29 protein-coding genes and 1 pseudogene are annotated in these 26,232 nt (G+C 62.1%); 23 read left to right on the forward strand and 7 right to left on the reverse strand.

Annotation, left to right across the window (positions count from 1 at the left end; genetic code table 11):
- The 6 genes from FJ943_RS28615 to FJ943_RS28640 all read left to right on the forward strand — a co-directional run.
- A partial coding sequence (locus FJ943_RS28615) for a metal-dependent hydrolase (RefSeq protein WP_140726925.1) occupies positions 1-596 on the forward strand: 596 nt, incomplete at its 5' end.
- A 23-nt stretch (positions 597-619) separates the two neighbouring features.
- Positions 620-1,036: a hypothetical protein gene (locus tag FJ943_RS28620; RefSeq protein WP_140726928.1), complete on the forward strand. Its 417-nt coding sequence runs from the start codon at positions 620-622 to the stop codon at positions 1,034-1,036.
- An 87-nt stretch (positions 1,037-1,123) separates the two neighbouring features.
- Positions 1,124-1,411 (forward strand): Asp-tRNA(Asn)/Glu-tRNA(Gln) amidotransferase subunit GatC, encoded by a 288-nt coding sequence (gene gatC, locus FJ943_RS28625; protein ID WP_015317757.1) that lies wholly within the window; start codon positions 1,124-1,126, stop codon positions 1,409-1,411.
- Positions 1,412-1,418: 7 nt separating this feature from the next.
- Positions 1,419-1,874: a GNAT family N-acetyltransferase gene (locus tag FJ943_RS28630; protein WP_140664165.1), complete on the forward strand. Its 456-nt coding sequence runs from the start codon at positions 1,419-1,421 to the stop codon at positions 1,872-1,874.
- The gene (locus FJ943_RS28635; protein ID WP_140726931.1) at positions 1,874-3,439 is read left to right on the forward strand and encodes an amidase family protein; all 1,566 of its coding nucleotides are present in this window, start codon (positions 1,874-1,876) and stop codon (positions 3,437-3,439) included. The genes FJ943_RS28630 and FJ943_RS28635 overlap by 1 nt, the downstream gene beginning before the upstream one ends.
- A gap of 78 nt (positions 3,440-3,517) precedes the next feature.
- Positions 3,518-4,315: a YdcF family protein gene (locus FJ943_RS28640; RefSeq protein ID WP_140726934.1), complete on the forward strand. Its 798-nt coding sequence runs from the start codon at positions 3,518-3,520 to the stop codon at positions 4,313-4,315.
- Here FJ943_RS28640 and FJ943_RS28645 read toward each other — a convergent pair.
- Positions 4,288-5,004 (reverse strand): DUF599 domain-containing protein, encoded by a 717-nt coding sequence (locus FJ943_RS28645; RefSeq protein ID WP_140726937.1) that lies wholly within the window; start codon positions 5,002-5,004, stop codon positions 4,288-4,290. The two genes, FJ943_RS28640 and FJ943_RS28645, sit on opposite strands and share 28 nt — an antisense overlap.
- 175 nt (positions 5,005-5,179) lie before the next feature.
- Between FJ943_RS28645 and FJ943_RS28650 the strand changes: the two genes are divergently transcribed.
- The 3 genes from FJ943_RS28650 (at position 5,180) to FJ943_RS28660 (ending at position 8,071) form a co-directional block, all read left to right on the forward strand.
- Positions 5,180-6,583 carry an L-serine ammonia-lyase gene (locus FJ943_RS28650; RefSeq protein WP_140718056.1) on the forward strand — a complete coding sequence of 468 codons (1,404 nt, stop codon included), beginning with the start codon at positions 5,180-5,182 and terminating at the stop codon, positions 6,581-6,583.
- A 76-nt stretch (positions 6,584-6,659) separates the two neighbouring features.
- Positions 6,660-7,097: a DUF1489 family protein gene (locus FJ943_RS28655; RefSeq protein ID WP_140726940.1), complete on the forward strand. Its 438-nt coding sequence runs from the start codon at positions 6,660-6,662 to the stop codon at positions 7,095-7,097.
- A gap of 272 nt (positions 7,098-7,369) precedes the next feature.
- Positions 7,370-8,071 (forward strand): DnaJ domain-containing protein, encoded by a 702-nt coding sequence (locus tag FJ943_RS28660; protein WP_140726943.1) that lies wholly within the window; start codon positions 7,370-7,372, stop codon positions 8,069-8,071.
- Between the two features lie 46 nt (positions 8,072-8,117).
- Here FJ943_RS28660 and FJ943_RS28665 read toward each other — a convergent pair whose 3' ends face one another.
- Entirely contained in the window at positions 8,118-9,539 is a 1,422-nt protein-coding gene (locus FJ943_RS28665) for a D-alanyl-D-alanine carboxypeptidase family protein (RefSeq protein WP_140616379.1), read from the reverse strand.
- A gap of 284 nt (positions 9,540-9,823) precedes the next feature.
- Here FJ943_RS28665 and FJ943_RS28670 point away from each other — a divergent pair, with 284 nt between their 5' ends.
- The 5 genes and pseudogenes from FJ943_RS28670 (at position 9,824) to FJ943_RS28690 (ending at position 14,975) form a co-directional block, all read left to right on the forward strand.
- A complete protein-coding gene (locus FJ943_RS28670) occupies positions 9,824-10,153 on the forward strand; it encodes a phasin family protein (protein ID WP_015317766.1) in 330 nt (109 codons plus the stop codon).
- Between the two features lie 278 nt (positions 10,154-10,431).
- Positions 10,432-10,761 (forward strand): ATP-dependent Clp protease adapter ClpS, encoded by a 330-nt coding sequence (gene clpS, locus FJ943_RS28675; protein WP_181174668.1) that lies wholly within the window; start codon positions 10,432-10,434, stop codon positions 10,759-10,761.
- A 6-nt stretch (positions 10,762-10,767) separates the two neighbouring features.
- Complete coding sequence (clpA, locus tag FJ943_RS28680; RefSeq protein ID WP_140664145.1) at positions 10,768-13,236, forward strand: ATP-dependent Clp protease ATP-binding subunit ClpA; 2,469 nt, start codon at positions 10,768-10,770, stop codon at positions 13,234-13,236.
- Positions 13,237-13,297: 61 nt separating this feature from the next.
- Positions 13,298-13,932 (forward strand): annotated as a pseudogene (locus FJ943_RS28685) (chloramphenicol phosphotransferase).
- A gap of 92 nt (positions 13,933-14,024) precedes the next feature.
- Entirely contained in the window at positions 14,025-14,975 is a 951-nt protein-coding gene (locus FJ943_RS28690; protein ID WP_140726947.1) for a phosphatase PAP2 family protein, read from the forward strand.
- Here the strand turns inward: FJ943_RS28690 and FJ943_RS28695 are convergent.
- The 4 genes from FJ943_RS28695 to FJ943_RS28710 form a co-directional block, all read right to left on the reverse strand.
- On the reverse strand, positions 14,967-15,401 hold the full coding sequence (locus tag FJ943_RS28695) for an HIT family protein (RefSeq protein WP_140664140.1): 435 nt from the start codon (positions 15,399-15,401) through the stop codon (positions 14,967-14,969). The two genes, FJ943_RS28690 and FJ943_RS28695, sit on opposite strands and share 9 nt — an antisense overlap.
- Positions 15,402-15,578: 177 nt before the next feature.
- Complete coding sequence (locus tag FJ943_RS28700; RefSeq protein ID WP_140726949.1) at positions 15,579-16,793, reverse strand: GNAT family N-acetyltransferase; 1,215 nt, start codon at positions 16,791-16,793, stop codon at positions 15,579-15,581.
- A gap of 55 nt (positions 16,794-16,848) precedes the next feature.
- On the reverse strand, positions 16,849-17,577 hold the full coding sequence (locus tag FJ943_RS28705; protein WP_140726952.1) for a glycerophosphodiester phosphodiesterase: 729 nt from the start codon (positions 17,575-17,577) through the stop codon (positions 16,849-16,851).
- 14 nt (positions 17,578-17,591) lie between these two features.
- Positions 17,592-18,056 carry a RidA family protein gene (locus FJ943_RS28710; RefSeq protein ID WP_015317774.1) on the reverse strand — a complete coding sequence of 155 codons (465 nt, stop codon included), beginning with the start codon at positions 18,054-18,056 and terminating at the stop codon, positions 17,592-17,594.
- A 138-nt stretch (positions 18,057-18,194) separates the two neighbouring features.
- On the opposite strand from FJ943_RS28710, the gene FJ943_RS28715 reads away from it, so the two are divergent.
- From FJ943_RS28715 to tsf, 5 genes are all read left to right on the forward strand, one after another.
- Positions 18,195-19,025, forward strand: a complete 831-nt coding sequence (locus FJ943_RS28715; protein WP_140616393.1) for a cell envelope integrity EipB family protein — start codon at positions 18,195-18,197, stop codon at positions 19,023-19,025.
- Between the two features lie 36 nt (positions 19,026-19,061).
- Positions 19,062-19,340: a DUF4031 domain-containing protein gene (locus FJ943_RS28720; RefSeq protein ID WP_140616396.1), complete on the forward strand. Its 279-nt coding sequence runs from the start codon at positions 19,062-19,064 to the stop codon at positions 19,338-19,340.
- Complete coding sequence (locus FJ943_RS28725; RefSeq protein ID WP_015317777.1) at positions 19,337-19,948, forward strand: LysE family translocator; 612 nt, start codon at positions 19,337-19,339, stop codon at positions 19,946-19,948. Before FJ943_RS28720 ends, FJ943_RS28725 begins: the two co-directional genes overlap by 4 nt.
- Positions 19,949-20,125: 177 nt before the next feature.
- Complete coding sequence (gene rpsB / locus FJ943_RS28730; RefSeq protein ID WP_015317778.1) at positions 20,126-20,908, forward strand: 30S ribosomal protein S2; 783 nt, start codon at positions 20,126-20,128, stop codon at positions 20,906-20,908.
- A 108-nt stretch (positions 20,909-21,016) separates the two neighbouring features.
- A complete protein-coding gene (tsf, locus tag FJ943_RS28735; RefSeq protein ID WP_015317779.1) occupies positions 21,017-21,937 on the forward strand; it encodes a translation elongation factor Ts in 921 nt (306 codons plus the stop codon).
- Positions 21,938-21,941: 4 nt separating this feature from the next.
- On the opposite strand, the gene FJ943_RS28740 is transcribed toward tsf, so the two are convergent.
- Positions 21,942-22,886 carry a LysR family transcriptional regulator gene (locus FJ943_RS28740; RefSeq protein ID WP_140726955.1) on the reverse strand — a complete coding sequence of 315 codons (945 nt, stop codon included), beginning with the start codon at positions 22,884-22,886 and terminating at the stop codon, positions 21,942-21,944.
- A 117-nt stretch (positions 22,887-23,003) separates the two neighbouring features.
- Here FJ943_RS28740 and FJ943_RS28745 point away from each other — a divergent pair, with 117 nt between their 5' ends.
- The 4 genes from FJ943_RS28745 to frr all read left to right on the forward strand — a co-directional run bounded on the left by FJ943_RS28745 (position 23,004) and on the right by frr (position 26,215).
- Positions 23,004-23,531, forward strand: a complete 528-nt coding sequence (locus tag FJ943_RS28745) for a nuclear transport factor 2 family protein (RefSeq protein WP_140726957.1) — start codon at positions 23,004-23,006, stop codon at positions 23,529-23,531.
- 35 nt (positions 23,532-23,566) lie between these two features.
- On the forward strand, positions 23,567-24,679 hold the full coding sequence (locus FJ943_RS28750) for an aldo/keto reductase (protein WP_140726959.1): 1,113 nt from the start codon (positions 23,567-23,569) through the stop codon (positions 24,677-24,679).
- A gap of 150 nt (positions 24,680-24,829) precedes the next feature.
- Positions 24,830-25,552, forward strand: coding sequence for a UMP kinase (gene pyrH, locus FJ943_RS28755; RefSeq protein WP_140726961.1), 723 nt, complete (start codon positions 24,830-24,832; stop codon positions 25,550-25,552).
- A gap of 108 nt (positions 25,553-25,660) precedes the next feature.
- Positions 25,661-26,215 carry a ribosome recycling factor gene (frr, locus tag FJ943_RS28760; RefSeq protein ID WP_015317784.1) on the forward strand — a complete coding sequence of 185 codons (555 nt, stop codon included), beginning with the start codon at positions 25,661-25,663 and terminating at the stop codon, positions 26,213-26,215.
- Positions 26,216-26,232 lie beyond the last annotated feature (17 nt).

The raw sequence follows: 26,232 nt of genomic DNA on the forward strand, positions 1-26,232 counted from the left end.
GACCGGCCGAAGGGATCACGCATGTTCTTTTGACGCACGGGCACAGCGACCACATCAGCGGCGCGCTGGAAGTGCTCGGCAAGAGCGGCGCGCAACTGGTCGCCAATTTCGAGATCTGCATGTACCTTGTCGGCAGGGGCGTCAGCGACAAGAAGATCAATCCCGGCAACATTGGCGGCACGGTTGATTGCGGCGGTTTCACCTCCACTTTCGTTCAGGCGCTGCATTCATCCTCCTTTGGCGAAGAGGGCGGCAAGAACGTCTATCTCGGCAATCCGGGTGGGCTGGTCCTGCATTTCCCGGAAGACCAGACGCTCTACCACATGGGTGACACCGACATCTTTTCCGACATGGCGCTGATCAATGAATTGCACGAGCCAAAGATTGGCATCGTTCCGATCGGCGATCGCTTCACCATGGGCGGTGCGGTGGCGGCCCTTGCCTGCCGCCGCTTCTTCAAGTTCGAAACGGTGGTCCCTTGCCATTTCGGCACGTTTCCAATGATCGACCCGACGCCCGAGAAGTTCGAAGCCGGGCTGGAAGGATCTGGGGTCAAGCTTGCATTGCCGAAGATTGGTGAAACGATTATCATCTAGAACAGCCAAAGCGGAACAAATCCATGGCATTAGGGCGATCTCTTTGCGTATCGATGTTTGTCGCGGCGTCGCCCGCGCTTGCTGCGGATGACTTCATCGAAGGTGTCTATCTCCAGTCGGAGGAACTCTGTACCCAAGCCAAAAAGGATACGCTGCAGACGCTGATCGATGCCGGCAACATCGTTCTTTCGAAGAACGGCCTGCAAGGCGTCGAATACAATTGCGAATTCGTTCAGGTCAGCAAGGCGACACGCTCGCCGAGCTGGGCTGTGACGGCGATCTGCCAGGAGCCGGGCTATGTCTTTCCTGACGTCCTGTCGGTGACGCAGATGAACCCGACGCAGGTCGATCTCGTGTCGGCCCGGCCGATCGACGATGAAAGCGAGGCGAGCGGCAACAGCGGCAGCTACTATGTGTGCGCGGGCATTGCTCTGCCATGAGGTTGTTGCCCGATTGTCGGGCGGCACATGTTGCGCGTCGCGCGCCGCGCCGCTATAGCCCGGACTGGTTTTCCCCGAGGCAAATACATGTCCGTTGATGTCAAGACAGTGAAGCGCGTGGCGCATCTCGCCCGCATCGCGGTGAGCGAGGAAGATGCCGAGCGTATGACCGGCGAGTTGAATGCCATACTGGGCTTCGTCGAGCAGTTGAACGAGGTCGATGTTTCCGGCGTCGAGCCAATGACGTCGGTGACGCCGATGGAAATGAAGAAGCGCGGCGATGTCGTCACCGACGGCAACAAGGCGGCCGACATCGTCGCCAACGCGCCCGCGACCGACGAGAATTTCTTCCTCGTGCCGAAGGTCGTGGAGTAAGGCACCGATGGCTATCGAGATCGCCATCGAAACGCCGCTGCAGGACGACGTGCGCGGCCTGGTCGCGGAACTCAACGCGACCTTGCTCGAACTGACGCCGCCGGAGCACTGCTACCACCTGACGGTCGAGCAGATGGCAGGCAAGGACACGACGGTTTTCATCGCTCGCGACAACGGCGTCGCCATTGGTTGTGGTGCACTCAAGCGCCATGACGATGCCATTGGCGAGGTCAAGCGTATGTACACGAGGCCTTCGCATCGTGGCCGCAAGATCGGCGCTGGAATCGTCCAACGGGTCGAGGCGCTGGCGCGCGATGAAGGGTTGAAGCGGCTGGTGCTGGAGACCGGCGATCGCCATCCCGCCGCCTGGACCGTCTATGAACGCGCCGGGTTCTCGCGCTGCGGCCCGGTGCTGGAATATCCCGATTCCGAGTGGTCGGTGTTTTACGAAAAGAGCCTTTGATGAGCGACCTGACCCATCTGACGATTTCGCAGGCCCGCGCCAAGCTGCGCGCCAAGGAAATCACCGCGACCGAGATCACCGAAGCCTATCTCTTGGCGATCGATCGCGCCAATCCGGCGCTCAATGCCTATGTGGCGGTGACGGGCGACAAGGCGCGCGACATGGCCAAGACGTCGGACGCCAGGCTGCTCAAGGGCGAGGGCGGTGCGCTGGAAGGCATTCCGCTCGGGATCAAGGACCTGTTCGGTACCGAAGGCGTCCACACCCAGGCCTGCAGCCACGTGCTCGACGGTTTCAAGCCGCGCTATGAATCAACGGTCACGTCCAACCTGTGGGCCGACGGCGCGGTCATGCTGGGCAAGCTCAATATGGACGAATTCGCCATGGGCTCGTCCAACGAGACCTCCTACTACGGCCCGGTCATCAACCCGTGGCGGCGTTCGCGCCTCGATACGGTGGTGATGCCGACGACGCATCAGGGTGATGGCGGCTTCGTCTCGGCAGGTGGCACGAAAACCCAGCGTAGCCTCGACAATGCGCAGCTGGTGCCGGGTGGTTCTTCCGGTGGTTCGGCGACCGCCGTGTCGGCCTTCCTGTGTGCAGGCGCAACCGCCACCGACACCGGCGGTTCGATCCGCCAGCCAGCCGCGTTCACCGGGACCGTCGGCATCAAGCCGACCTATGGCCGCTGCTCGCGCTGGGGCATCGTCGCCTTCGCCTCGTCGCTCGATCAGGCCGGACCGATCGCCCGCGACGTGCGCGATGCCGCCATTCTCCTCAAATCCATGGCCTCGGTCGATCCCAAGGACACCACGTCCGTCGACCGGCCGGTGCCGGACTACGAGGCGGCGATCGGCAAGCCGATCAAGGGCATGAAAGTCGGCATTCCCAAGGAATACCGTGTCGACGGCATGCCGGAAGAGATCGAGGCGCTGTGGCAAAAGGGCATTGCCTGGCTCAAGGACGCGGGCGCCGAAATCGTCGACATCTCCCTGCCGCACACCAAATACGCGCTGCCGGCCTATTACATCGTGGCGCCCGCGGAAGCTTCTTCCAACCTCGCCCGCTATGACGGCGTCCGCTACGGCTTGCGCATGCCGGGCAAGGACATCGTCGAGATGTATGAGAAGACCCGCGCCGCCGGCTTCGGCCGCGAGGTGAAGCGCCGCATCATGATCGGCACCTATGTGCTGTCGGCCGGCTACTATGACGCCTACTACCTGCAGGCTCAGAAGGTGCGCAATCTGATCAAGCGCGACTTCGAAATTGTTTTCGCGGCCGGCGTCGATGTCATCCTGACACCGGCGACACCGTCGGCCGCCTTCGGTATCGCCGACGAGGACATGGCCGCTGATCCGGTCAAGATGTATCTCAACGACATTTTCACGGTCACCGTGAACATGGCCGGCCTGCCCGGCATCGCAGTGCCCGCCGGCCTCGACCCCAAGGGTCTGCCGCTCGGCCTGCAATTGATCGGCAGGCCGTTCGAGGAAGAGACGCTGTTCCAGACCGCCGCCGTCATCGAGCAGGCGGCCGGCACATTCCAGCCGGAGAAGTGGTGGTAAGGGTATCGCTCGCCTGACGCATGGTCCTGAAAATCGCGATCGATTTTGGACAGCCTTGCGGGCTGTAATGAGTGAGCGATGTTCTACTATCTTTCCAAGATATTCTGGTTCTTCATCCAGCCGCTCAACCTGACGATCTTCCTGCTTTTGGCAGGGCTGCTCGCCGGGATGGCCGGCCGGCGGCGACTTGCCGTCAGCGGCGGCGTGCTGGCGTTTCTGATCCTTGCGCTGTCGGCGTGGACGTCACTTGGAGCGATGATGCTCAATCCGCTGGAGGAACGCTTTCCCAGGCCGCCGCTGCCGGAGAAGGTAGACGGCATCGTCGTGCTCGGCGGCGGCTTCGAGGGCGCTATCAACCTTGTGCGCGGCGGCTATGAATTGAACAGCAGCGGCGATCGCATGGTCGAGACCGCGATCCTCGCCCGGCGTTTCCCGCAGGCAAAAGTGGTGGTCTCCGGTGGAAACGGCTCATTGTTCTTCGACGGCGAAGGTGATGCCGACACCGCGCCGCGCCTGCTCGAGGCGCTGGGTGTCCCGGCCGACCGGCTGCTCCTCGAAGACAAATCCCGCAACACTTACGAGAACGCGGTCTTCAGCCGCGAACTGGTCAAGCCCAAACCTGGCGAGACATGGCTTTTGGTGACATCAGCCTTTCACATGCCGCGCGCCAAGGCCCTGTTCGACAAGGCAGGTTTTCCAACTGTCCAATGGCCTGTCGACTATCGCACCTCGGGTCGGGAAGGCGTCGGCTTGTTTCGCGACAATGCAGCCGATTCGCTGCAGAACACGACCATCGCGGTTCGCGAATGGATCGGGCTTTTCGCCTATTGGCTTTCCGGCCGCATCGATCAGCCGTTTCCGACGCCCGGCGGCTGACCGATCACCGCGCGCCGCGCCGCGGAGAAGAACTGCCGCCGTACCAGGACGGCCAGCAGCAGAAGCGTCGACAGCACGAACACCAGGGGATCGACGAACCAGCCGAGATAGCCGATCGAGAAGAACACGCCGCGCAGGCCCGAGTTGAAATGCTTGCCGGCCAGCATGTTCATTTGCGTCGCGCGCCACACGGCCGTTTGCGTGAGGGGATTGCGCGAGGCCTCGCCATGCGGGATCGGCACGGCGCCGATCAGGATCGAACAGTAGTTGAACAGCCTATAGGCCCAGCCGAATTTGAAGAAGGAAAAGGCCAGGATCAGCACCAGTCCCACCACCTTGATCTGAAAGGCCGAGCGCGACGGCGCGCCGCCCAAGGGCAGGGTGCTCAGCACCTCAAGCACCCGGTCCGACGCGCCAAGCAGGGCGAAGCAGCCGCCGAGCGCGATCAGCGAACTGGAGGCGAAGAAGGCGGTTCCCTGCTGCAGGCCGCTCATGATGGCGGTGTCGACGATGCGGATCTCGCGCTCGGCCATGGTGCGCATCCAGGCCTCGCGTTGCGCATTCATGGCGGTGGTCAGCGACACGCGGCTGACCAGGTGGCCGTCCGAGGCGAGCGTGTGCAGCACCCATGCGAGGAGGAAAAAGCCCAGCGCCGCGAGATCGGCCGTCGAAAGATAGGAATCGCCCATGGCGCCGAATCTACCATATTCGGCCCGGTTGCTTCGATGACCTTGCACGGCGCGTTGCACTCGATGTCGCTGCCGGAGCAAACAAGGTCGGCAGGTGCTGCGCCGCGATTGTCAAAAGAGCGGAAACATCCCGGGAATTCCTATATGTAATCCTCGACGTGACCCAGGAGACAGCGTGTTCCTTTCGGTTTTCGACCTGTTCAAGATCGGCATCGGCCCCTCGAGCTCGCACACGATGGGACCGATGACGGCTGCGCGCCGCTTCCTCGATGAGGTCGCGGGCGACGACTGGCCGCGTCCCGCTGGCGCCAAGGTCGATCGCATCGGCGCCAGCCTGCATGGCTCGCTCGCCTATACCGGCATCGGCCATGGCAGCGACCGTGCCGTCATTCTCGGCCTTGCCGGCCAGACGCCGCAAACGGTCGACCCCGACCGAGCCGACGAAATTGTCAGCCGCATCACCGCCGACAAGCTGGTTTCACCGCCCGGCCACCCTCCCTACCATTTCGATCCGGCCACCGATCTGGTGCTGGACCGCAAGACGCCGCTCACCGGTCATGCCAACGGCATGGCGTTCTACGCTTACGACGTCGGCGGCCGGTTGCTGCTCAAGCGCATCTACTATTCGATCGGCGGCGGCTTCGTGGTTTCGGAAGAAGAGCTGCAACGGATGAAGTCGAAGGGCTCGGTCACAACCGAGGGCAAGAAAGTGCCGTATCCCTTCAAGAATGCTGTCGAGATGCTGAAGATGGCGGCCAGGAGCGGCCTTTCCATTGCCGAAATGAAGCGCGTCAACGAGGAGACGCAGATGTCGCGCGAGGCGCTCGACACCGGCCTCGACGCGATATGGGACGCCATGAAGGGCTGCATCGACCGCGGCCTGTCGCAGGACGGCATCATGCCCGGCGGCCTGAAGGTGCGCCGCCGCGCCAGGCAGCTCCATGACAAGCTGCAAGAGCAGTGGCAACAGAACCGGCCGAACCCGCTACTCGCCAATGACTGGCTGTCGATCTATGCGATGGCGGTCAACGAGGAGAATGCGGCCGGCGGGCGTGTCGTCACCGCGCCGACCAATGGTGCCGCCGGCACGCTGCCGGCGGTGCTGCGTTACTGGCTGCATTTCCATCCCGAGGCCGACCAGCCGAGCATTCGCGACTTCCTGCTGACGGCAGCGGCCGTCGGCGGCATCATCAAGTCCAATGCGTCGATATCGGGCGCCGAGGTAGGCTGTCAGGGCGAGGTCGGTTCCGCCTCGGCAATGGCTGCGGCCGGCCTGTGCGCGGTCATGGGCGGCACCCCCGAGCAGGTCGAGAATGCTGCCGAAATCGCGCTCGAACATCATCTCGGCATGACTTGCGACCCGGTCGGCGGGCTGGTCCAGGTGCCCTGCATCGAGCGCAACGCATTGGGTGCCGTCAAGGCGGTGACGGCCGCGTCACTGGCCATCAAAGGCGACGGCGTGCATTTCGTGCCACTCGATGCGGCGATCGAGACGATGCGCCAGACCGGCCTCGACATGAACGAGAAGTACAAGGAAACCAGCCTTGGCGGCCTGGCGGTCAATGTGGTCGAGTGTTGAGGGCTGGCCCAAGCCGGCACTGTGGAGAAGTCCGTCAGGCCGTTGACGTCCCGGCGCTCCGGACTAACCTTGGGCGATGGCTCTCAATCTCCTAAAGCTTTGCGTCGGTTGCGACAGTGTCGAGGATCTCGAAGAGTGGATCGCCTTCCGTCTTGACGAGCGCCGCCGTGCCGGCGAACCAGCCGAACACTGGCACACCACCCGCATGATGCCGACACGTGGCGACGAGGTCACCGAGGGCGGTTCGCTCTACTGGGTGATCAAGGGCAGCGTGCAGTGCCGCCAGTTGATCACGGAAATCCGGCCGTTCACCGATGACGACGGCATTGGCCGCTGCCATTTGATGCTCGATCCCGAGGTGGTGCGCACCGACTGGCAGCCGCGCCGCGCCTTCCAGGGCTGGCGTTACCTGAAGCCGGCGGACGCCCCGGCCGACCTCGGCAAGGGCAAGGCGGGATTGGTCGAGATGCCGCCGAAACTCAGGCGCGAGCTGGCCGACCTCGGCCTGCTCTAGGGCTTGAGCGAAGGATTGCCTGCTGCCGCGCCCGCGTTTTCTGGCCCTCAATCTTGCCCCGCGCTGGACTTGCAAGCGACGCGACGACGCCACATCTTGAAATCCATGCGCGATGAAGAACTGTCGACACAGGCCGCTGTGCTTTGGAGGATCAGTTCGCATGATGGTCCTCCTTCCGGCCCGATTAAAGGCCATGATTCTGGCGCAGGAAAAGTGTTGAAGGACATCACGCGGCTGTCCGAGCGGACAGGACCCCTGCGGGGCGGTGCGAAATGTTAGGCGCAATTATCATTGTGGTCGCGTTGTTGCTGGTGCTGCTGGGGGTAGCCACCGCATTTCTCCGCGCGGATCCGGCGCAACTCGCAAGCGGAATGAGAAAATTGGGACCGATCCTGCTGGCGCTGGTGGGTGGCGCCGTGCTCCTGGTCGGGCGCCAAGGCATCGGCGGCATCATTCTGTTCGTGGCAATCGCCTGGTACGGCGCCATGCATACGGGCGGGCCAAAGGCCAGACCGGGTGCTGGAAAACGCTCAACGGTGCGGACGGCGGCACTCGAGATGGAACTCGATCACAATACTGGCGGCCTGGAAGGGCTGGTGCTGGCCGGCCGCCACGATGGCAAGATGCTTGGCTCGATGACCCTTGCGCAATTGCAGCATCTCTACCGCGAACTCTCCGGCGATCCGGAGAGCCGGCAGTTGCTAGAGACGTATCTTGACGGCAGATTTCCCGTCTGGCGCAAATACGCTGAGACGAACGGTGGCGAAAGGCTGGGTGTTGCGCCAGGTCCGGGCGCCATGACTAAGGAGGAGGCCTACAAGGTCCTTGGTCTTGAAGCGGGGGCCGCCGCGGCGGATGTCCGCAAGGCGCACCGCCGCCTGATGCAGCGCCTGCACCCCGATGTCGGCGGCACGTCTTTCCTGGCGGCGCGGATTAACGAAGCCAAGGACGTCTTGCTCTCCAATCACAACTAGTCTCCTTCGACGCAAAAATTTTCCGGGAGATATCTTCCACGCAGTCCTATTGCTGGACGGCGTAGCACTCGATTTTCTTCTTCTTCAAAGCGGTGCAGGCCTTCCAGGCGGCATCCTTGGAACCAAAGCCGCCGAAGCGAGCGCGGTAGTAGGTGGCGCCGTCCTTGTCGAAAGCGACGGTGAAGCCGGAAGCGTTGGCCAGCACCTTGGGAGCCTGCTTGGTGGTCTTGTCGAGGAAAGCCTGGGCTTCGGACTGTTTCGGCGAGGAGGCAACCTGGATGGCCCAGCCTGACGGAACCGACGCGGTGCTGACCGGATCAACGGCCGGGGTGGGCTCGGCATAGGCGGCCACGACCTGGGCGGTGGCGACCTTGGGGGCGGAGACGATGACCGTCTTTACCTTCTTTGCCGGGACAACCAGCTTGGGTGCCTCCGCCTCGGCTGTATCCTCGTCCTCGCTGTCGCCCTGGGCAACGGTCGCGTCGTCGGCGACGGCCGTATCGGCTTCCGCCACGGCCACCGGCTTTTCGTCCGGGGTCGGCGCGTCATGCTTGGGCAGGAGAACCTTTGCAAGTGCGCTGATGGGGTTGCTGTCCGCCTTGGCAACGAGGTCGCCGCCACCGCGGGTCGAGGCCCTCGGCAGATAGGTGTTGATCAGGCCCGCCATCTGGTTGTCTCGGCTGCCGCCCGACGTGCCGCCCATGACAACGGCGACCAGGCGACGGTTGCCGTCATTAACGGACGAGACGAGATTGAAGCCGGAGGCGCGGGTATAGCCGGTCTTGATGCCGTCGACGCCCTTGATGCGTCCGAGCAGACGGTTATGGCCATTGATGCGCTGGCGACCGTAGAGAAAGGATCGCTGCGCGAAATAGCCGTAGTACTGGGGAAAATGCTCCCTGAGCGCAATGCCGAGCGTGGCCATGTCGCGCGCGGTGGTGAACTGTCCCGGATCCGGCAGCCCGTTGGCGTTGCGGAAGACCGTGCCGTTCATGCCGAGCTGCCGCGCCTTGGCCGTCATCATCCGGGCGAAGTTGGTTTCGTTGCCGCCGAGCATTTCGCCGAGCGCGGTCGCCGAGTCGTTGGCCGACTTCGTCACGATCGACAGGATCGCGGTCTCGACCGCCACCGATCCACCAGGCTTCACGCCGAGCTTGGTCGGCGCCTCGGCTGACGCATGGGCCGAAAACACGACTGGCGAGTTTCTGCTGATCTTGCCCTTCGCCATCGCTTCAAAGGTCAGATAGAGCGTCATCATCTTGGTCAGCGAAGCGGGATAGCGCCGGCCATCGGCATTAGCCGAGTACAGCACCTTGCCGGTTTTGGCATCGACGACGATGGCCGCGGATTTCGCCGCGAGCGACGAGGCGACGTCCGCGACGACGAAGGTCATCGCCATGGCGAGGATCATGATCGTTTTAAGAGGGAACGCGGATTTGGAAACGAAGCCCGACAACGCCTGACGCACTGGTAGTTCCTTTGAATTTCTCGTTGCGCTGGAGGCGGCAAAGGGATCCTGCCTCACTTCTGGCCAAGCTAGCGGGGCAGCGTTACCAATCCGTTTATGGTAACCGCCGCGTTCACCATTTTCTGGGGGTTTGAGCCTTCCTTTATTCGAATTTTAGCCATTGCCGCTGCCCGCGGGGTCGCGAGTCCCCGACTTCTTGACTTTTGTGCGCTGCACAATATATATTATGCATTGCACAACGGCGCTCGGGGCAGGGCGCGTCAACCGTCCAGGGAGAGTACGAAATGACCCAGACCTATGAGGACTTCAGCAAATACGGCAAGGAGTTCGCCGACACCGGATTGAAGAGCTTCGCCTCCTTGTCCAAGGGCGCGCAGGCGATCGCCACCGAGGCCGGCGAATACACCAAGAAGAGCTTCGAAGCCGGCAGCGTCGCGTGCGAGAAGCTGTTCTCGGCCAAGTCGCTGGACAAGGCGATCGAGATTCAATCCGACTATGCCAAGCAGTCCTACGAGGCGTTCGTCGCCGAGGCTACCAAGATTGGCGACCTCTATGCCGAACTCGCCAAAGAGGCCTACAAGCCGTTCGAATCGATCGTTGCCAAGGCAAAGTAATTTTTCGCCCGTGAATTAAAATCCGGCCCTTTGGGCGCGGGACAAAACCCGGCCGTGGAAACGCGGCCGGGTTTTTTCATGCCCAAATTCCGATCCGCGACAGCGTAGGGCTTCACGATTGCGAAAAACCGGCAGGTTGATCACCTAGCCATATTGTCAGCTAACCAGAAGGGCTTAAAATCGTCCATCGAACACCTACATGTTGAACTCGCATGAGGATTCGAAAGAGGCAGGATTACGTGACGATCGGTTTGACTGCCACGAGACAAGTGGCGCGGATGCAAAACGGCGGCGGCGACGGCAATGAGGCCAGCCGCGGGACGGCCGTCATCACGCGCACCAAAACCAAAACCAAGAAACCCAGCCTTTACCGGGTCCTCATCCTCAACGACGACTACACTCCGATGGAGTTCGTGGTTCACGTGCTGGAGCGTTTTTTCCAGAAGGACCGCGAAGCCGCCACACGCATCATGCTTCATGTTCACAATCATGGAGTGGGCGAGTGCGGGGTCTATACATTCGAGGTGGCCGAGACCAAAGTGTCTCAGGTCATGGATTTCGCCCGACAGAATCAGCATCCGCTGCAATGCGTGATGGAGAAGAAGTGAGGTAACATGCCGGCTTTCTCCCAAGGCCTGGAAAAGGCGCTTCACCAGGCGCTGACGCTCGCCAATGAGCGGCACCATGAATATGCAACCCTTGAACATTTGCTGCTCGCGCTCATCGACGACACCGAGGCGGCCGCCGTCATGCGCGCCTGCAACGTCGATCTCGACGAGCTGAAGCATACCGTTCTCACCTATATCGATACCGAGCTCGACAATCTGGTTACCGGCTACGATGAGGACTCCAAACCGACCGCCGGCTTCCAGCGCGTCATCCAGCGCGCGGTGATCCATGTGCAGTCATCGGGTCGCGAGGAAGTGTCTGGTGCCAACGTGCTCGTGGCGATCTTCGCCGAGCGCGAAAGCCATGCCGCTTATTTCCTGCAGGAACAGCAGATGACCCGCTACGACGCGGTCAACTACATCTCGCATGGCATCGCCAAGCGTCCGGGCGCGTCGGAGAGCCGCAGCCCGCGCGGTGCCGATGACGAGCAGGGCGGCCCGAACGGCGCCGAGCCACAGGAGGAGGGCGGTAAGAAGAAGCAGCAACAGGACGCGTTGACCGCTTATTGCGTCAACCTGAACAACAAGGCCAAGGCCGGCAAGATCGATCCGCTGATCGGCCGCGAAGGCGAGATCAACCGCACCATCCAGGTGCTGTGCCGCCGTTCCAAGAACAACCCGCTCTATGTCGGTGACCCCGGTGTCGGCAAGACGGCGATCGCCGAAGGGTTGGCCAAGCGCATCGTCGAGGGCGACGTGCCGGAAGTGCTGCACAATGCCACCATCTTCGCGCTCGACATGGGCACGCTGTTGGCCGGCACGCGCTATCGTGGCGATTTCGAGGAACGGCTGAAGCAGGTCGTCAAGGAACTCGAGGATTATCCGGGTGCCGTGCTGTTCATCGACGAGATCCATACGGTGATCGGCGCCGGCGCCACTTCGGGCGGCGCCATGGATGCGTCGAACCTGTTGAAGCCGGCGCTGTCTTCCGGTGCGATCCGCTGCATCGGTTCGACCACCTACAAGGAGTTCCGCCAATTCTTCGAGAAGGACCGTGCCTTGGTGCGGCGCTTCCAGAAGATCGACGTCAATGAGCCGACCGTCGAGGACGCCATCGAGATCATGAAGGGCCTGAAGCCCTATTATGAGGAATTTCACAAGGTGAAGTTCACCAACGAGGCGATCAAGGCCTCGGTGGAACTGTCGGCGCGCTACATCAACGACCGCAAGCTGCCGGACAAGGCGATCGACGTGATCGACGAGACCGGCGCCTCGCAGATGCTGGTGCCGGAAGCCAAGCGCAAGAAGACGATCGGCATCAAGGAGATCGAAGCGACGATCGCCACCATGGCGCGTATTCCGCCGAAGACGGTTTCGGCCGATGACGAGAAGGTGCTGCAGGGCCTGGACATTGAGCTCAAGCGCGTCGTCTACGGCCAGGACACCGCCATTACGGCGCTGACCTCGGCGATCAAGCTGGCACGGGCCGGCCTGCGCGAACCGGAAAAGCCGATCGGCTCGTACTTGTTCTCGGGCCCGACCGGCGTCGGCAAGACGGAGGTCGCCAAGCAGTTGGCCGCCTCGCTCGGCGTCGAACTGATCCGCTTCGACATGTCGGAATATATGGAACGCCACACCGTCTCGCGGCTGATCGGCGCGCCTCCCGGCTATGTCGGTTTCGACCAAGGCGGCCTTTTGACCGACGGTGTCGACCAGCATCCGCACTGCGTGCTGCTTCTCGACGAGGTCGAGAAGGCGCATCCGGACCTGTTCAACATCCTGTTGCAGGTGATGGACCACGGCAAGCTGACCGACCACAATGGCAAGCAGATCGACTTCCGCAATGTCATCCTGATCATGACCACCAATGCGGGCGCATCCGATGCGCAGCGCGCGGCGATCGGTTTCGGTTCGACCAAGCGCGAAGGCGACGATGTCGAGGCGATCAACCGGCTGTTCACGCCGGAATTCCGCAACCGTCTCGATGCGATCATCCCGTTCGGCTCGCTGCCGGTGCCGGTGATCCATCAGGTGGTGCAGAAGTTCGTCATGCAGCTGGAAGCCCAGCTCTCCGAGCGCGGCGTCACCTTCGACCTGTCGCCGGACGCGATCGCCTGGCTTGCCGACAAGGGTTATGACGAACGCATGGGCGCGCGTCCACTTGGCCGCGTCATCCAGGAGCACATCAAGAAGCCGCTGGCCGACGAGGTGCTGTTCGGCAAGCTGAAGAAGGGCGGCACGGTGCGCGTCACCGTCGAGAAGAAGGAAACCGGCGAGACCGGCCTGAAGCTCGAATCGCTCGCCGACGAGGCACCGGTGAAGCCGAAGAAGGAAGAGCCCGAAGACGCGCCGAAGCCGCCCAAGGCGGTGGCCAAGAAGCCCGCGGCCAAGAAGGTCGTCGCGCAGAAGCCGGAGCCCAAGGGCAAGGATGGTGGCAAACGCAGCCTGGTGCCGCAATTGCCCCGCAAAGGCTGAACAGTCACCCCCTCGAAAAGCCCCGGCAACGGGGCTTTTTTCGTTGGAGAAGAGGCGATCCATGGTCGGGCAAATCATCATCCTGAACGGCGCGCCGCGATCGGGAAAATCAAGCACCGTCCAGGCCATTCAGGAGCATTTCGATGGCGTCTGGATGAATCTCGGCATGGATGTTTTCGAGCAGGCCACGCCGCCACGATGCCGGCCTGGAATAGGACTGCGACCGGGCGGCGAGCGTCCGGACCTCGATGGCCTTGGCCGGAATTATACGCCGCTCTCTACGAGTCGATCGCCGCCCACAGCCGGCTGGGACTGAACGTCGTGGCGTATGTTGGTCACCACGACGCCTATTCGAAGCCCTTTGATTGCCTTGCCGACTGTGCTCGTCGTCTCGTCGGCCTTCCGGTACTATTTGTGGGTATTCGCTGCCCGATCGGAATCATCATGCAGAGGCGTGCCGCCACTGCGACGGCGAGGGGGTATGTGACCGGCTCGCCTGACGATCCCGTGCCGTTGCCGGTGCGCCTGTGGCAAGAGGAGGTGCACCGGCCAGGCGTATACGATCTGGAAGTCGACACGTCGCTGCTGACGCCTGCACAATGCGCGGATGCGATCCGCAAACGGCTGCGGCAACATGCAGAGCATCCGACGGCGTTTGAGAAGCTTTCGGCTGTCTCCACGACCAAACCATTCTGATCACGCGTCCTGGCGGGCGATGGGAATGGATTTCAGCCGGCTGACGGTTGTGTTTTCATTCTGAATTAACGTCCTTCATGCAGATTTGACGAATGGTTCTCCTCCGTGCAGAACGCACGATATTGGCGGCTACCCTGGCGCTGGTGGCGGTTTGCCTTTTTCTTGTTTGGGAGAAAGGAACCGTCGTCTCGCTCGACGGATATATTCCTTCCGCTTATTTTGCCGTTCTCTTGATAATCATCGGCCAGTTCTACCGTCGGGTCCGCAAGGCGGAGCGCGTTGCCCTCACCACACACATTCTGGCGCTGTTCATCGCCTATTCCGTGCCTGCCGCCCTTTTCAACATACTGTTGCTGCCGCGGCCATCGGAGCCGATCGACGCCATGCTTGTCCGGATGGATTCGTGGCTGGGATATTCCTGGCCGGGCTTTTGCGCCTGGATTGCGCAATATCCCCGCCTCTCGGATTTGCTTCGGCAAATCTACAACCTGACGCTGGCCCAGTTGCTGTTCACGTTTCTCTTCCTCGGCATGGCGAACGACCGGCGCCGCCTGCATGCGGCCGCATTGGGGACAGTAATAGCATCACTGGCGACCATATTCTGCTGGGCGCTGTTCCCGTCCGCCGGCGCCGCCGGCTACTGGACGCTGGCGCCGGAGGTGGACCGTATTGTCCGGCCGGTCGTAAGCTCGGCTTATGGCACGGAATTGAATCGCCTGTTCGCCGAGGGCGTACCGGATGTTTCCAGCCTGAAAGTAACCGGTCTCATTGGGTTTCCTTCGTTTCATACCGTCATGGCGCTGATTTCGCTGATCGCGATCTGGCCCTACAGGCCGATGCGTTTTGCATTGATCCTGATCAGTGCCGCCTTGTTGCCTGCGATCCTCATCCAAGGCGGGCACAATCTGATGGATGTGTTCGGTGGAACGACGATCACGCTAATATCCTGGCGGCTCGGGTTAATGGTTTTCGATACGCAACTGCGCAATCTCCGCGGAAGTCCGCAGGTGCTGGCAACCGCTGAAAGCCAGGCGTCAGGATAACGCCAACGCCGCTTTTATCCGGCGGGCGTTCTCAGCCAGCACCTCAGGCTTCTCTATTTCGCCCGAATGCGGCTTCAGCGGGATGCCATCGAAACGCGGAATGACGTGGACGTGGAGGTGATAGACAGTCTGCCCCGAAGCAGGCTCGTTGAATTGAATGATGGTGACACCGTCGGCGTCGAAGGCTTTTTTGACCGCTCGGGCCACTTTCTGAACAACCGTGAAAAGCGGGCCGAAGGTCAACGGATCTGCGTCGAGCAAGTTGCGCGACGGCGCTTTCGGCACCACCAGCGTGTGGCCCGGTCCTTGCGGCATCACGTCCATGAAGGCCACTACGGCGTCATCTTCGTAAACGCGGTGCGAAGGAATTTCTCCACGCAGGATCTTTGCGAAAATGTTGTCTGTGTCATAGGCGGTTTCGGCCATGGCGAACGCTCCGGATTGTGCCTCGCCGTCCCGTGTAGCGAAGCTCTTCCGGAGCAGCAAGACTATGGCCGACGTGATCGGCCATCCAAAATTCGACAAGCGCGTCATGAAGCGCCTTTTTGCGCTGCGATGGTGCTTACGCACCCATGGCCGGGGCATGGCGCGCCAAAGAGCCTGCTATTCCTCGAGATCCTTGCGGAAGGGCGTGTGCTCTTCCAGATATTCGCCCATCCGCTCGACTTCGCGCCGCTCGCGCCTGAGATAGTCGGCGACCGCGTTGCGCAGGCCAGGATGGGAAATGTAGTGGGCCGAATGCATAGTCACCGGCCGGTAGCCGCGCGCCAGCTTGTGTTCGCCTTGCGCACCTGCCTCGACCACCTTCAGCTTGCGTTCGATGGCGAAGTCGATGGCCTGGTGATAGCAAACCTCGAAATGCAGGTAGGGGTGATCCTCGATGCAGCCCCAGTTGCGGCCGTAGAGCGCGTCGGAGCCGATGAAGTTGATGGCGCCGGCAATATAGCGCCCGTTGCGCCTGGCCATCACCAGCAGGATGTCGTCCGCCATGCGTTCGCCGATCAACGAGAAGAACTGGCGGTTCAGGTAGGGGCGGCCCCATTTGCGGCTGCCGGTGTCCATATAGAAGGCGAAGAAGTCGTCCCAAGCCTTTTCGGTCAGGTCCTTTCCGGTCAGCCAGTCGATCGAGATGCCATCGGCCAGCGCCTCGCGCCGTTCCTTCCTCATCGCCTTGCGTTTGCGTGAGGCAAGCGTGGCGAGGAAGTCGTCATAGGTCGAAAAGCCTTCGTTGAAGAAATGGAATTGCTGGTCGGTGCGATGCAGGAAGCCCGCGGCTTCCAGCGTCGCGACGTCGCTCTCCTGCACGAAGGTGACATGCGCAGAGGACACGCCGAGCTTGTCGGTCACCATTTTGAGACCGGCGGCAAGCCCAGCCTTCACCGCATCCTGATCCTCGCCTTTGCCGACCAGCAGGCGAGGGCCGGTGACGGGGGTGAACGGCACGGCACTTTGCAGTTTTGGATAGTAACGGCCGCCGGCGCGTTCGAAGGCATCCGACCAGCCGTGATCGAACACGTATTCGCCCTGGCTGTGCGACTTGAGATAACAGGGAACGGCGCCGAGGAGCCTGCCTTGCGCGGTCTCCAGCCGCAGGTGATGACCTTGCCAGCCGGTGCGACGCACGGCACAGCCGGAATCCTCCAGAGCGCTCAAAAAAGCGAAGGAAACGAGCGGGTTGTACCCAGCTTCCGTGTTGCCACGCGTGGTTCCGGCAAAGCCGTTCCATTCGTCGCAGGTAAAGGCACCGATGCCGGCGGCGATGCGGATCGAATAGTCCGCATTCGCCATTTGCCCGTCGCCGTCGTCGCCCTGATCCATGAGGCTTATTTAAGCTCCATTCGGGCCGCTACAAGTCACGTTTCGGGCACCCTGCTCAGGCGACTTCGACCAGGTCGGGTTCGAACCCTTCGAACGTCATCTGGTCGGCGTATCTAAAGGTCAGGTCGATCGCGGGCTGATCATGCACCGTCCAGGTGATGACAGGCATTTTGAGCTTTTCGCGCACGAAGCTGACAAACGGGTTCGGCAAGTCGCCTGCGGCATAGGAGGTAAAGGCGAGTTCGTGCGCCAGCATGGCGAAATGTGCTTCGATCAGCTTGGCGTCCTTGCCATAGGCGGTCAATCCAGCCGGGATGCCGGGCGCGTGTTTGGGGAAATCGCGGATCAGCCAGTGATCGAATGACATGATCGCCGCCTTGCCCTTGTAGCGCTTGAGCATCTTGCCGACGCGCGCCACCAGGCCTTCGTCGCGACCGGGAGTTCCTTTCAGTTCGACCACCATGGGCACGCGACCATCGACGAGGTCGAGTGCTTCCTGCAACGTCGGCACGTGATCCGCCGTGCCGCCAACCTTGAGCGCGGTAAGTTCGGCCGCGCTGCGTTGCCAGACGAAACCGTCCTGCCCGGTCAGCCGTTGCAAATCGTCGTCATGGATCACGACGGGGACGCCATCCGACGACAGATGCACGTCGCATTCGATCGCGTAGCCGCGTTCGGCCGCGGCAGCGAAGGCGGAAAGCGTGTTTTCCCAGCGCGTCTTGTTCATGTCGTGAAAGCCGCGATGGGCAACCGGCCGGGCCGTCAGCCAGGAGAGGTCGGTCATGTCAGCACCTACACTCATTCGACTTCGAAGATCGCTTCGATTTCCACCGCGGCATTAAGCGGCAGGGAGGCGGTGCCGACGGCCGAGCGCGCGTGCTTGCCGCTTTCGCCGAGCGCGGCAACCAGGAAATCGGAGGCGCCGTTGGCGACCAGATGCTGCTCGACGAAGTCGGGGGCAGAGGCCACGAAGACGGTGATCTTCACCAGGCGACGGATCTTCTCGAGGTCGCCAAGTGCCGCCTTGGCTTGTGCCAGGATGTTGATGGCGCAGTATTTCGCCGCGTCCTTGCCGCTTGCCGTGTCGACGTCGCGGCCGAGCAGGCCGCTTGCCTGCAGCTTGCCGTCCTTGAGCGGCAACTGACCAGCAGTGAACAGCAGGTTGCCGGTCCTGCAATAGGGCACGTAGTTGGCGGCGGGTGCGGCGGCGACGGGAAGCGTCACGCCGAGATCACTTAGCCGCTTTTCGATTGTTTCACTCATTGCTTTTCCCTATTGCTGGAAGGCGCCGCGCTGGCCGGGCCGAAATTGCTATTTTTGCCTCGCTTCCGCCACGACTTTTTTTAAGCTGGACCATCTTTCCCTGCGGCCTGCCATCAGCCGCGACGATCGGAGTACCTCATGCGCGCGACGCGCCTTGCATTCCACGCCGTTCTGTTGTCGGCGCTTTTGCCAACAGGCTCCGCTGTCGCCGCACCGGCGCTGCAGGCGCATCGCGCCGTCTATGATCTCACGCTCAAGAAGGCGGATGATCGGTCCGGCATCACCGGCATCACCGGCCGCATGGTCTACGAGTTCAATGGCTCGGCCTGCGAAGGCTATACGGTGAAATTCCGTTTCGTCACCCAGATCGCCACCAACGACAACACGAAGCTGACCGACCAGCAGACGACGACTTTCGAGGATGCCGAAGGCAAGACCTTTTCGTTCGTGACCAAATCCTTTGTCGACCAGAACCTCGACAAGGAGGTCAAGGGTATGGCCACGAAAGACGCGAAGGGCCTCAAGGTCGATATCGACAAGCCGGAGAAGAACAGTCTCGAACTCGCCGCCACCCAGTTTCCGACCCAGCATCTGGTCGAGCTGATCGGAAAGGCCGAAAAAGGCGAAAACTTCTATCAGACCAACTTGTTCGACGGCTCGGAAGACGCCAACAAGGTGATGACGACCACGGTTGTCGTCGGCAAGAAGAGCGAGGCCGACAAGGCCGATCCGGAAGCGCCGGCATTGGCGAAGCTTGCCACCGACAAATACTGGCCGGTCGACATCGCCTATTTCGACGACAGCGCCCAGAACGGCGAGGAAGTGCCGGAATACCGGATCAGCTTCAAGCTGCACGAGAACGGCATCACCCGTGATCTCGTCATGGACTATGGCGACTTCTCGATGACCGGCAAGCTGGTCAACCTGTCGCTGTTCGACCAGACAAAGCCTTGCCCAGTATCGAAATAGCAGGGTCGGGCAATTGAGCTGGCCGTGGCGGGCTTGATGGCAGTCTATGTAGATGCGGCGATCTGGAAATGGGCCGGCCATCTCTGGTGCCATCTCCTGGCCGACGACACCGACGAATTGCATCGCTTTGCGGCGGAACTCGGCATCAAGCGCTCGTCCTACCAGGGCCCGCCTAAGACATCCGCTCCGCACTATGACATAACCGGCTTCGAGCGCGACCGTGCGGTGCGGCTCGGCGCCATCGAGTGCAGCCGCGAGCAGATCGTCGCCATCTTCCGGCGCGTGCGGGTGCCCAACGGAAAGTCCAAGCGATGACACCAACGGCATTCCTGGCATATTGCGCCGCTGTGACGCTCGCCGCCGCCACGCCGGGGCCGGCAATGTTCGCGGTCATCACCAACGGCGTGTCGCGTGGGTTCCTGCGGGCCTTCATGGCCGGCCTTGGGGTCGCCGCCGGCGATGCCGTGCTCGTCACTCTGGCGCTGCTGGGGTTGGTGGCCCTGGCTCAGACCTTCGAATGGATCTTCCTCCTGTTGAAATATGCCGGCGCCGCCTATCTGATCTTTCTCGGCGTCAGGATGTGGCGGGCCTCGGTCGCGCAATCGAATGAGCCGCGGACGGGGCAGGCGAAATTGTCCCGATCCTTTCTGCTCGGCGCGTCCATAGCGCTCGGAAACCCGAAGGCGATCCTGTTCCATGCCTCGATCATGCCGCTGATTCTCGACCTCGACACGATGACCTTTTTCGATGGCCTGCTGGTGGTGGCGACCGTCATCAGCGTCAATATCGTGACGATGGGGGTCTATGCCGCGCTCGCGGGCCGGGCTTCGGGCTGGTTCAGGACACCCAGGCGCATGCGGCTGATGAACAGGTTCGCCGGCAGCGCCATGATCGGCACCGGAGCGCTGATTGCCGCACGCTAGGCGTTAAAGCGCCGCCCCGCTTGCGTTTGTCGGACTTCCCCTCTATATGCGCGCTCATTCCACACACGGACTTTGGTGTCTGCCCGGGAGAAATCCGGCTGAGACCTCCGGTGGCGTTCGAGGACCTCGGTCCAAAAATGCCTGTGTCCGTGGAGGCTAACCGGAAAGGAACTTAGAATGGCACTGCCTGATTTCAGCATGCGCCAGCTTTTGGAAGCTGGCATTCACTTCGGCCACCAGACCCACCGCTGGAACCCGAAGATGGCGTCCTACATCTACGGCGCCCGCAACAACATCCACATCATCGACCTCTCGCAGACGGTGCCTTTGCTGCACCAGGCGCTGAAGCAGGTTTCCGACACCGTCGCCAAGGGCGGCCGCGTGCTGTTCGTCGGCACCAAGCGCCAGGCGTCGGACATCGTTGCCGATGCGGCACAGCGTTCGGCCCAGTACTACGTCAACTCGCGTTGGCTCGGCGGCATGCTGACCAACTGGAAGACGATCTCGAACTCGATCCAGCGCCTGCGCAAGCTCGACGAGATGCTGGCCGGCGAAGCGCAAGGGTTGACCAAGAAGGAACGCCTGAACCTCGATCGCGAGCGCGAGAAGCTCGACAAGGCGCTCGGCGGTATCAAGGACATGGGCTCGACGCCCGACCTGATGTTCGTGATCGACACCAACAAGGAGGCGATTGCCATCCTCGAGGCCAAGCGCCTGGGCATCCCGGTCGTCGCCATCATCGATTCGAACTGCGATCCGGACAAGATCGATTTCCCGATCCCCGGCAATGACGACGCGGCCCGCGCCATCCAGCTGTATTGCGATCTGATCGCCAAGGCCGCCATCGACGGCATCGCCCGTCAGCAGGGCGCGCTCGGCATGGATATCGGCGCTTCGGTCGAAGCTCCGGTCGAACCGGCGCTCGATCCGGCTCCGGCGTCGGAAGCCCCCGAGGCTTGACAATCGAAGGCCGGTTGCGGCCTTCATCTTTCTCATATTTTGGCACGCTAAACAGACGCACCATCGAATACCGATGGTGCGTCGGTGCATTTAAACAAAGAGGCGACAATGAGCATTTCGGCTGCACAGGTCAAAGAACTCCGCGACTTGACCGGCGCGGGCATGATGGACTGCAAGGCGGCGTTGAACGAGACCAACGGCAACTTGGAAGAGGCCGTTGACTGGCTGCGCAAGAAGGGTATCTCCAAGGCCGACAAGAAGGCTGGCCGTACGGCAGCCGAAGGCCTGATCGGCGTCGACAACGGTGTGCGTGAAGCTGCCGTGGTCGAGGTGAATTCCGAGACCGACTTCGTCGCCCGCAATGCCGCCTTCCAGGAAATCGTCGCCAACGTCGCCAAGGTGGCGCTTGCCTATGGCACGACAGAAGCGGTCGCCGCCGCCAAATATCCGGGCTCCGACAAGTCGGTCACCGACACCATCAAGGACGCGGTCGGCACTATCGGCGAGAATATGGGCTTCCGCCGCTCGGCCAAGCTCACCGTTCCGCATGGTGCGGTTGCGACCTATGTGCACAACGCTGTTGCCGATGGTCTCGGCAAGCTCGGTGTGCTGGTCGCGATCGAGACCACGGGCAACGAGCATGCCGCCAATGCCTTTGGCCGCCAGGTCGCGATGCATGTCGCCGCCACCAACCCGATGGCGCTGACCGCCGAGCAGATCGATCCGGCCGCGGTCGAGCGTGAGAAGGCAATCTTCTCCGACCAGGCGCGCCAGTCCGGCAAGCCGGAAGCCATCATCGAGAAGATGGTCGAGGGTCGCCTGCGCAAATTCTATGAGGAAGTCGTGCTCCTGAAGCAGGCCTTCGTGCTCAATCCCGACATCACCGTCGAGAAGGCGCTGCAGGATGCCGAAAAGGAAATCGGCGCGCCGGCCAAGATCACGGCCTATTTGCGCTTCGCCCTTGGCGAGGGCATCGAGAAGGAAGAGACGGATTTCGCCGCGGAAGTCGCGGCGGCGGTCAAGAAGTAACTTCTTACCGGTCCATTTCGCCTGTGTTTTTTCGGCCGGACATCCGCTGGGATGCCCGGCCGATTTCGTTCGCGGTGTCGATAAAGGCCCTGAGTTTGGGCGCCATCGCCGCGCGACGCGGAAAGTAGAGGAAAAGGCCGGGTTCCTCGATCGCCGATTGCGGCAGAACCTGCACCAGGCGACCGGCCGCGAGATCGGCGCGCGCCAGCGGCTCGAACATGTAGGCAAGGCCCACTCCGGCGAGAGCCAGGTCGATTGCCGCAAGCGAATCCGTCACGATGGCCGTACCGCTGGTTTCCATGACCACGTCCTTGCCGTTCCAGGTCAAATCCCAACGATAGAGAGCACCGGAGCGAACGAGACGGTATCCGATGCAATTGTGGTTCGCGAGATCGGCCACGCTGCGCGGACGGCCATGTCGCCCGATATAGGCGGGCGAGGCGACGATAACGGCTTTGAAGGGCTGCGTCAGTGGGATGGCCACCATGTCCTGGGCGATCATCTCGCCGAGCCGGATGCCGGCGTCAAAACCTTCGCCGACGATATCGACCAACCCTTGATCGGCAAAAATCTCGACCGTGATGTCGGGATATCGCTCGGCCATCGCCGCCACGACCGGCGTCACCGCCAACGGCATTGCAATGTTGGAGGCGTTGATCCTGAGCAGCCCGGACGGTCTGCCCTTGACGCTGCGAATACGATCCATCCGCTCGGCGATATCCTGGAGGGCAGGGGCCGCCGTTTCCACCAGCGCCTTGCCGGCCTCGGTGAGCGAAACGCTGCGCGTCGTGCGCGCAAACAGCGGCTGACCGATCCGCTCCTCGACGAGGCGCACTGCATGGCTGACCGCCGAAGGACTCATGCCCAGTTCGGCCGCGGCAAGGGCAAAACCGCCGCGCCGGGCGACCGCAATGATGACAGGCAGATGGCTGAGCAGATCCCGGTCCATTCATGAACAGTATCGCATAGTCCTTGCGGACAATGCAATCTTATCGACGCCGAGGCAGAGGTCCACATTGTCGCCAACACATCGGCGATCGGGCTGATGGTATCGAGGAGAAGAGACATGAACGCCTTGAAACACGCTACCTTCGCCGCAGGGCTTGCCTTGGCGCCGCTCGACGCCGGCGGGGCCGAACCGATGGGCTGGCAGGCGCTTGCCGACGACCGCGCCGTCATCCGCATCGCCGATGCCATCGACCGCGCGGTCGACGCGCAGGACTGGAAACGCGCGCGCAGCTATTTCGCGGATAGGGTCACCGCCGACTTCAGCAGCCTGTCCGGGCAGCCCGCGGCCAACATCGCCTCCGACGATCTGATCGGCGCCTGGGCCGGCAATCTCAAAGGCAGCAAGACCAGCCTGCATCTGCGCACCAATCACCAGGTCGTCCTTGAAGCGGACACGGCGACCGTTCTGTCGAACGGCTACGCCTGGAACCGGATGGAGGGCAATGGCGACCCGCTCTGGGAGGTCTGGGGCACGTATGAGCATCACCTCACGCGCTCCGCGGCTGGCTGGAAGGTCGATGGCTTCACCTTCCGCATGACGCATGAGCGCGGCAATCCCTGGGTCAAGGCGACACCTGGCCAATGACGCCCGCATCAACCGGACCAAGATCGGAAAAGACAATGACGATGAGCTACTACACACTCGGCAACAGCGGCCTGCGCGTCAGCCGGCTGGCACTGGGCACGATGACTTTCGGGACGGAATGGGGCTGGGGCGCGGACCGGGATACGGCGCGCGCGATGTTCGACGCCTATGTCGAGGCCGGAGGCAATTTCTTCGACACCGCCGACCTTTACACCGGCGGCACGGCCGAGACCTGGCTCGGTGAATTCGTGGCCGAGCGGGGCTTGCGCGACAAGGCGGTGATCGCCACCAAATTCACCATGAACTCGAACCCCGGCAATCCGAACGCCGGCGGCAATGGCCGCAAGAACATCATGCGTGCCGTCGACGCATCGCTGAAGCGGCTGGGTACCGACTATATCGATCTCTATCTCATGCATATCTGGGACAGGCTGACGCCGGCCGAAGAAGTGCTGCGTACGCTCGACGATCTGGTTCGGGCAGGCAAGATACGTCACATCGGCCTGTCCGACGTGCCGGCCTGGTATGCCGGGCGGGCGCAGGCGATCGCCGAACTGCGCGGCTATGAGCCGATCTCGGCGTTGCAGCTTGAATACTCCCTGGCGGAGCGTGCCATCGAGCATGAATTCGTGCCGTTCGGGACACGCCATGGCGCCGGCATCATGGTCTGGAGCCCGCTGGCAAGCGGACTGCTAAGTGGCAAATACCGCCCGGCGCAGGCGGGCAATGCCGGCCGGCTCGACGGCTTCCGCAACACCACCACCCACCCAGGCTTCCAGAAATTCAGCGAGCACAACTGGGCTGTGGTGGCGGAGCTGGAGAAAGTCGCCGCCGAACTCGGCCGCGGCATGGCTCAGGTCGCGCTGAACTGGGTGGCGACTCAGCCAGGAGTTGCCACCGTCATTCTCGGAGCAACGCGGCTTTCGCAGCTGCAGGATAATCTTGCGGCGCTCGATTTCTCCATACCGCCCGCGCTTCGCCAGCGCCTGGACAAGGTGAGCGGCACGCCGGCACCGTTCCCGCATTCTTATTTCGGTCCCGAGATCCAGGTCCGTGTCGCGGGCGGTGTCGTGACCGGCGACAAGCCGTCAGGCTACGCATTGCCGGTCGTGGTCGAAGGCGAGGCGGTTGCCATCAGCAGCAACTGATCCAGAAAGCCTGGAATTTTGCACAAGGGCGCGGCGTGACATCGCCGCGCCCTTCGTGTATCCGGTCAACCCGTCATGACAGCACCGCCGGGCGAAGCAGGGGGCGTTTTCGCCTTCAGAGCTTGCCACGCCGGAATTTCGAGGAACCAGATGACGGTCAAGCCCCGCTACCGACGTGTTCTGCTGAAAGCTTCGGGCGAAGCGTTGATGGGCGAACAGCATTTCGGCATCGACGTCTCGGTCGTCGACCGCATCGCCGGCGACATTGCCGAGGCCCGTGCGCTGGGCATCGAGGTGGGTGTCGTTATCGGCGGCGGCAATATCTTTCGCGGCGTGGCGGTCGCCTCCAAGGGAGGCGACCGCGTTACCGGCGATCACATGGGCATGCTTGCCACGGTCATCAATTCGCTGGCGTTGCGCACGTCGCTGAACAAGATCGGTGTCGATGCCGTCGTGCTGTCCGCAATTGCCATGCCCGAGCTTTGCGAGAGTTTTTCGCAGCGCCAGGCGACCTCCTACATGAACCAGGGCAAGGTGGTGATCTTCGCCGGCGGCACCGGCAATCCGTTCTTCACCACTGATTCGGCGGCGGCACTTCGCGCGGCCGAAATCGGCGCCGACGCGCTGTTCAAGGGTACACAGGTTGACGGCGTCTATTCGGCCGACCCGAAAAAGGACCCGAATGCGACACGTTTCGAGCGCATCAGCCACGCCGAAGTCATAAATCGCGGCCTTTCCATCATGGATACCGCTGCGATTGCACTTGCGCGCGAAAACAACATTCCGATAATCGTCTATTCGATCCACGAAAAGGGTGGTTTCGGCGATATTCTAAGGGGCGGCGGCCGCTGCACGGTCGTCGCGGACGAATGATCGGGGCCGATCCCTGGAAGGGGAAACCGGCTTTCGAACATCAGGCTCGAACACGGGGCCCTTGCCCCGAAGCAGTGAACCCGCGGCAGACGGGTCGAGGAGACTAAGATGAGTGGTGAGTACGACGATCTGAAGCGGCGCATGGATGGGGCCATCGCCGCGTTCAAGCATGACCTGGCTTCGCTGCGGACCGGTCGCGCCTCCAGCAATCTGCTCGATGCGATCCAGGTGCAGGCCTATGGCACCACCATGCCGATCAACCAGGTGGCCAACGTTTCAGTGCCGGAGCCGCGCATGATCTCGGTCTCGGTCTGGGACAAATCGATGGTCGGCGCGGTCGACCGCGCGATCCGGGAATCCAATCTGGGCTTCAACCCGATCGTCGATGGCACCAATCTGAGGATTCCGCTGCCGGAGCTCAACGAACAGCGCCGCAAGGAACTGGTCAAGATCTCGCATGGCTACGCAGAGAACGCCCGTGTCGCCGCGCGCCACGTGCGCCGCGACGGCATGGATTTCCTGAAGAAGGCGGAGAAGGACGGCGACATCAGCGAGGACGATCAGCGCAAGCGTTCCGACCAGGTCCAGAAACTTACCGACGAAACCATCAGCACCATCGATCATCTGCTTTCCGACAAGGAAGCTGAAATCATGCAGGTTTAGGGTTGGCCCTTGGCTGA

Source organism: Mesorhizobium sp. B2-3-10, assembly GCF_006442275.1.
Lineage (GTDB): Bacteria > Pseudomonadota > Alphaproteobacteria > Rhizobiales > Rhizobiaceae > Mesorhizobium > Mesorhizobium australicum.

Bases quoted from the DNA above. Each gene is read 5' to 3' on its own strand.
- tsf (WP_015317779.1), top strand. From the start codon at position 21,017: ATGAGCATTTCGGCTGCACAGGTCAAAGAACTCCGCGACTTGACCGGC.
- FJ943_RS28725 (WP_015317777.1), top strand. From the start codon at position 19,337: ATGACACCAACGGCATTCCTGGCATATTGCGCCGCTGTGACGCTCGCC.
- FJ943_RS28745 (WP_140726957.1), top strand. From the start codon at position 23,004: ATGAACGCCTTGAAACACGCTACCTTCGCCGCAGGGCTTGCCTTGGCG.
- FJ943_RS28660 (WP_140726943.1), top strand. From the start codon at position 7,370: ATGTTAGGCGCAATTATCATTGTGGTCGCGTTGTTGCTGGTGCTGCTG.
- FJ943_RS28720 (WP_140616396.1), top strand. From the start codon at position 19,062: ATGGCAGTCTATGTAGATGCGGCGATCTGGAAATGGGCCGGCCATCTC.
- pyrH (WP_140726961.1), top strand. From the start codon at position 24,830: ATGACGGTCAAGCCCCGCTACCGACGTGTTCTGCTGAAAGCTTCGGGC.
- FJ943_RS28750 (WP_140726959.1), top strand. From the start codon at position 23,567: ATGACGATGAGCTACTACACACTCGGCAACAGCGGCCTGCGCGTCAGC.
- FJ943_RS28620 (WP_140726928.1), top strand. From the start codon at position 620: ATGGCATTAGGGCGATCTCTTTGCGTATCGATGTTTGTCGCGGCGTCG.
- FJ943_RS28710 (WP_015317774.1), bottom strand. From the start codon at position 18,056: ATGAGTGAAACAATCGAAAAGCGGCTAAGTGATCTCGGCGTGACGCTT.
- frr (WP_015317784.1), top strand. From the start codon at position 25,661: ATGAGTGGTGAGTACGACGATCTGAAGCGGCGCATGGATGGGGCCATC.
- FJ943_RS28670 (WP_015317766.1), top strand. From the start codon at position 9,824: ATGACCCAGACCTATGAGGACTTCAGCAAATACGGCAAGGAGTTCGCC.
- rpsB (WP_015317778.1), top strand. From the start codon at position 20,126: ATGGCACTGCCTGATTTCAGCATGCGCCAGCTTTTGGAAGCTGGCATT.
- gatC (WP_015317757.1), top strand. From the start codon at position 1,124: ATGTCCGTTGATGTCAAGACAGTGAAGCGCGTGGCGCATCTCGCCCGC.
- FJ943_RS28630 (WP_140664165.1), top strand. From the start codon at position 1,419: ATGGCTATCGAGATCGCCATCGAAACGCCGCTGCAGGACGACGTGCGC.
- clpS (WP_181174668.1), top strand. From the start codon at position 10,432: ATGCAAAACGGCGGCGGCGACGGCAATGAGGCCAGCCGCGGGACGGCC.
- FJ943_RS28690 (WP_140726947.1), top strand. From the start codon at position 14,025: ATGGTTCTCCTCCGTGCAGAACGCACGATATTGGCGGCTACCCTGGCG.
- FJ943_RS28740 (WP_140726955.1), bottom strand. From the start codon at position 22,886: ATGGACCGGGATCTGCTCAGCCATCTGCCTGTCATCATTGCGGTCGCC.
- FJ943_RS28635 (WP_140726931.1), top strand. From the start codon at position 1,874: ATGAGCGACCTGACCCATCTGACGATTTCGCAGGCCCGCGCCAAGCTG.
- FJ943_RS28695 (WP_140664140.1), bottom strand. From the start codon at position 15,401: ATGGCCGAAACCGCCTATGACACAGACAACATTTTCGCAAAGATCCTG.
- FJ943_RS28700 (WP_140726949.1), bottom strand. From the start codon at position 16,793: ATGGATCAGGGCGACGACGGCGACGGGCAAATGGCGAATGCGGACTAT.
- FJ943_RS28655 (WP_140726940.1), top strand. From the start codon at position 6,660: ATGGCTCTCAATCTCCTAAAGCTTTGCGTCGGTTGCGACAGTGTCGAG.
- FJ943_RS28640 (WP_140726934.1), top strand. From the start codon at position 3,518: ATGTTCTACTATCTTTCCAAGATATTCTGGTTCTTCATCCAGCCGCTC.
- FJ943_RS28715 (WP_140616393.1), top strand. From the start codon at position 18,195: ATGCGCGCGACGCGCCTTGCATTCCACGCCGTTCTGTTGTCGGCGCTT.
- FJ943_RS28645 (WP_140726937.1), bottom strand. From the start codon at position 5,004: ATGGGCGATTCCTATCTTTCGACGGCCGATCTCGCGGCGCTGGGCTTT.
- FJ943_RS28705 (WP_140726952.1), bottom strand. From the start codon at position 17,577: ATGACCGACCTCTCCTGGCTGACGGCCCGGCCGGTTGCCCATCGCGGC.
- clpA (WP_140664145.1), top strand. From the start codon at position 10,768: ATGCCGGCTTTCTCCCAAGGCCTGGAAAAGGCGCTTCACCAGGCGCTG.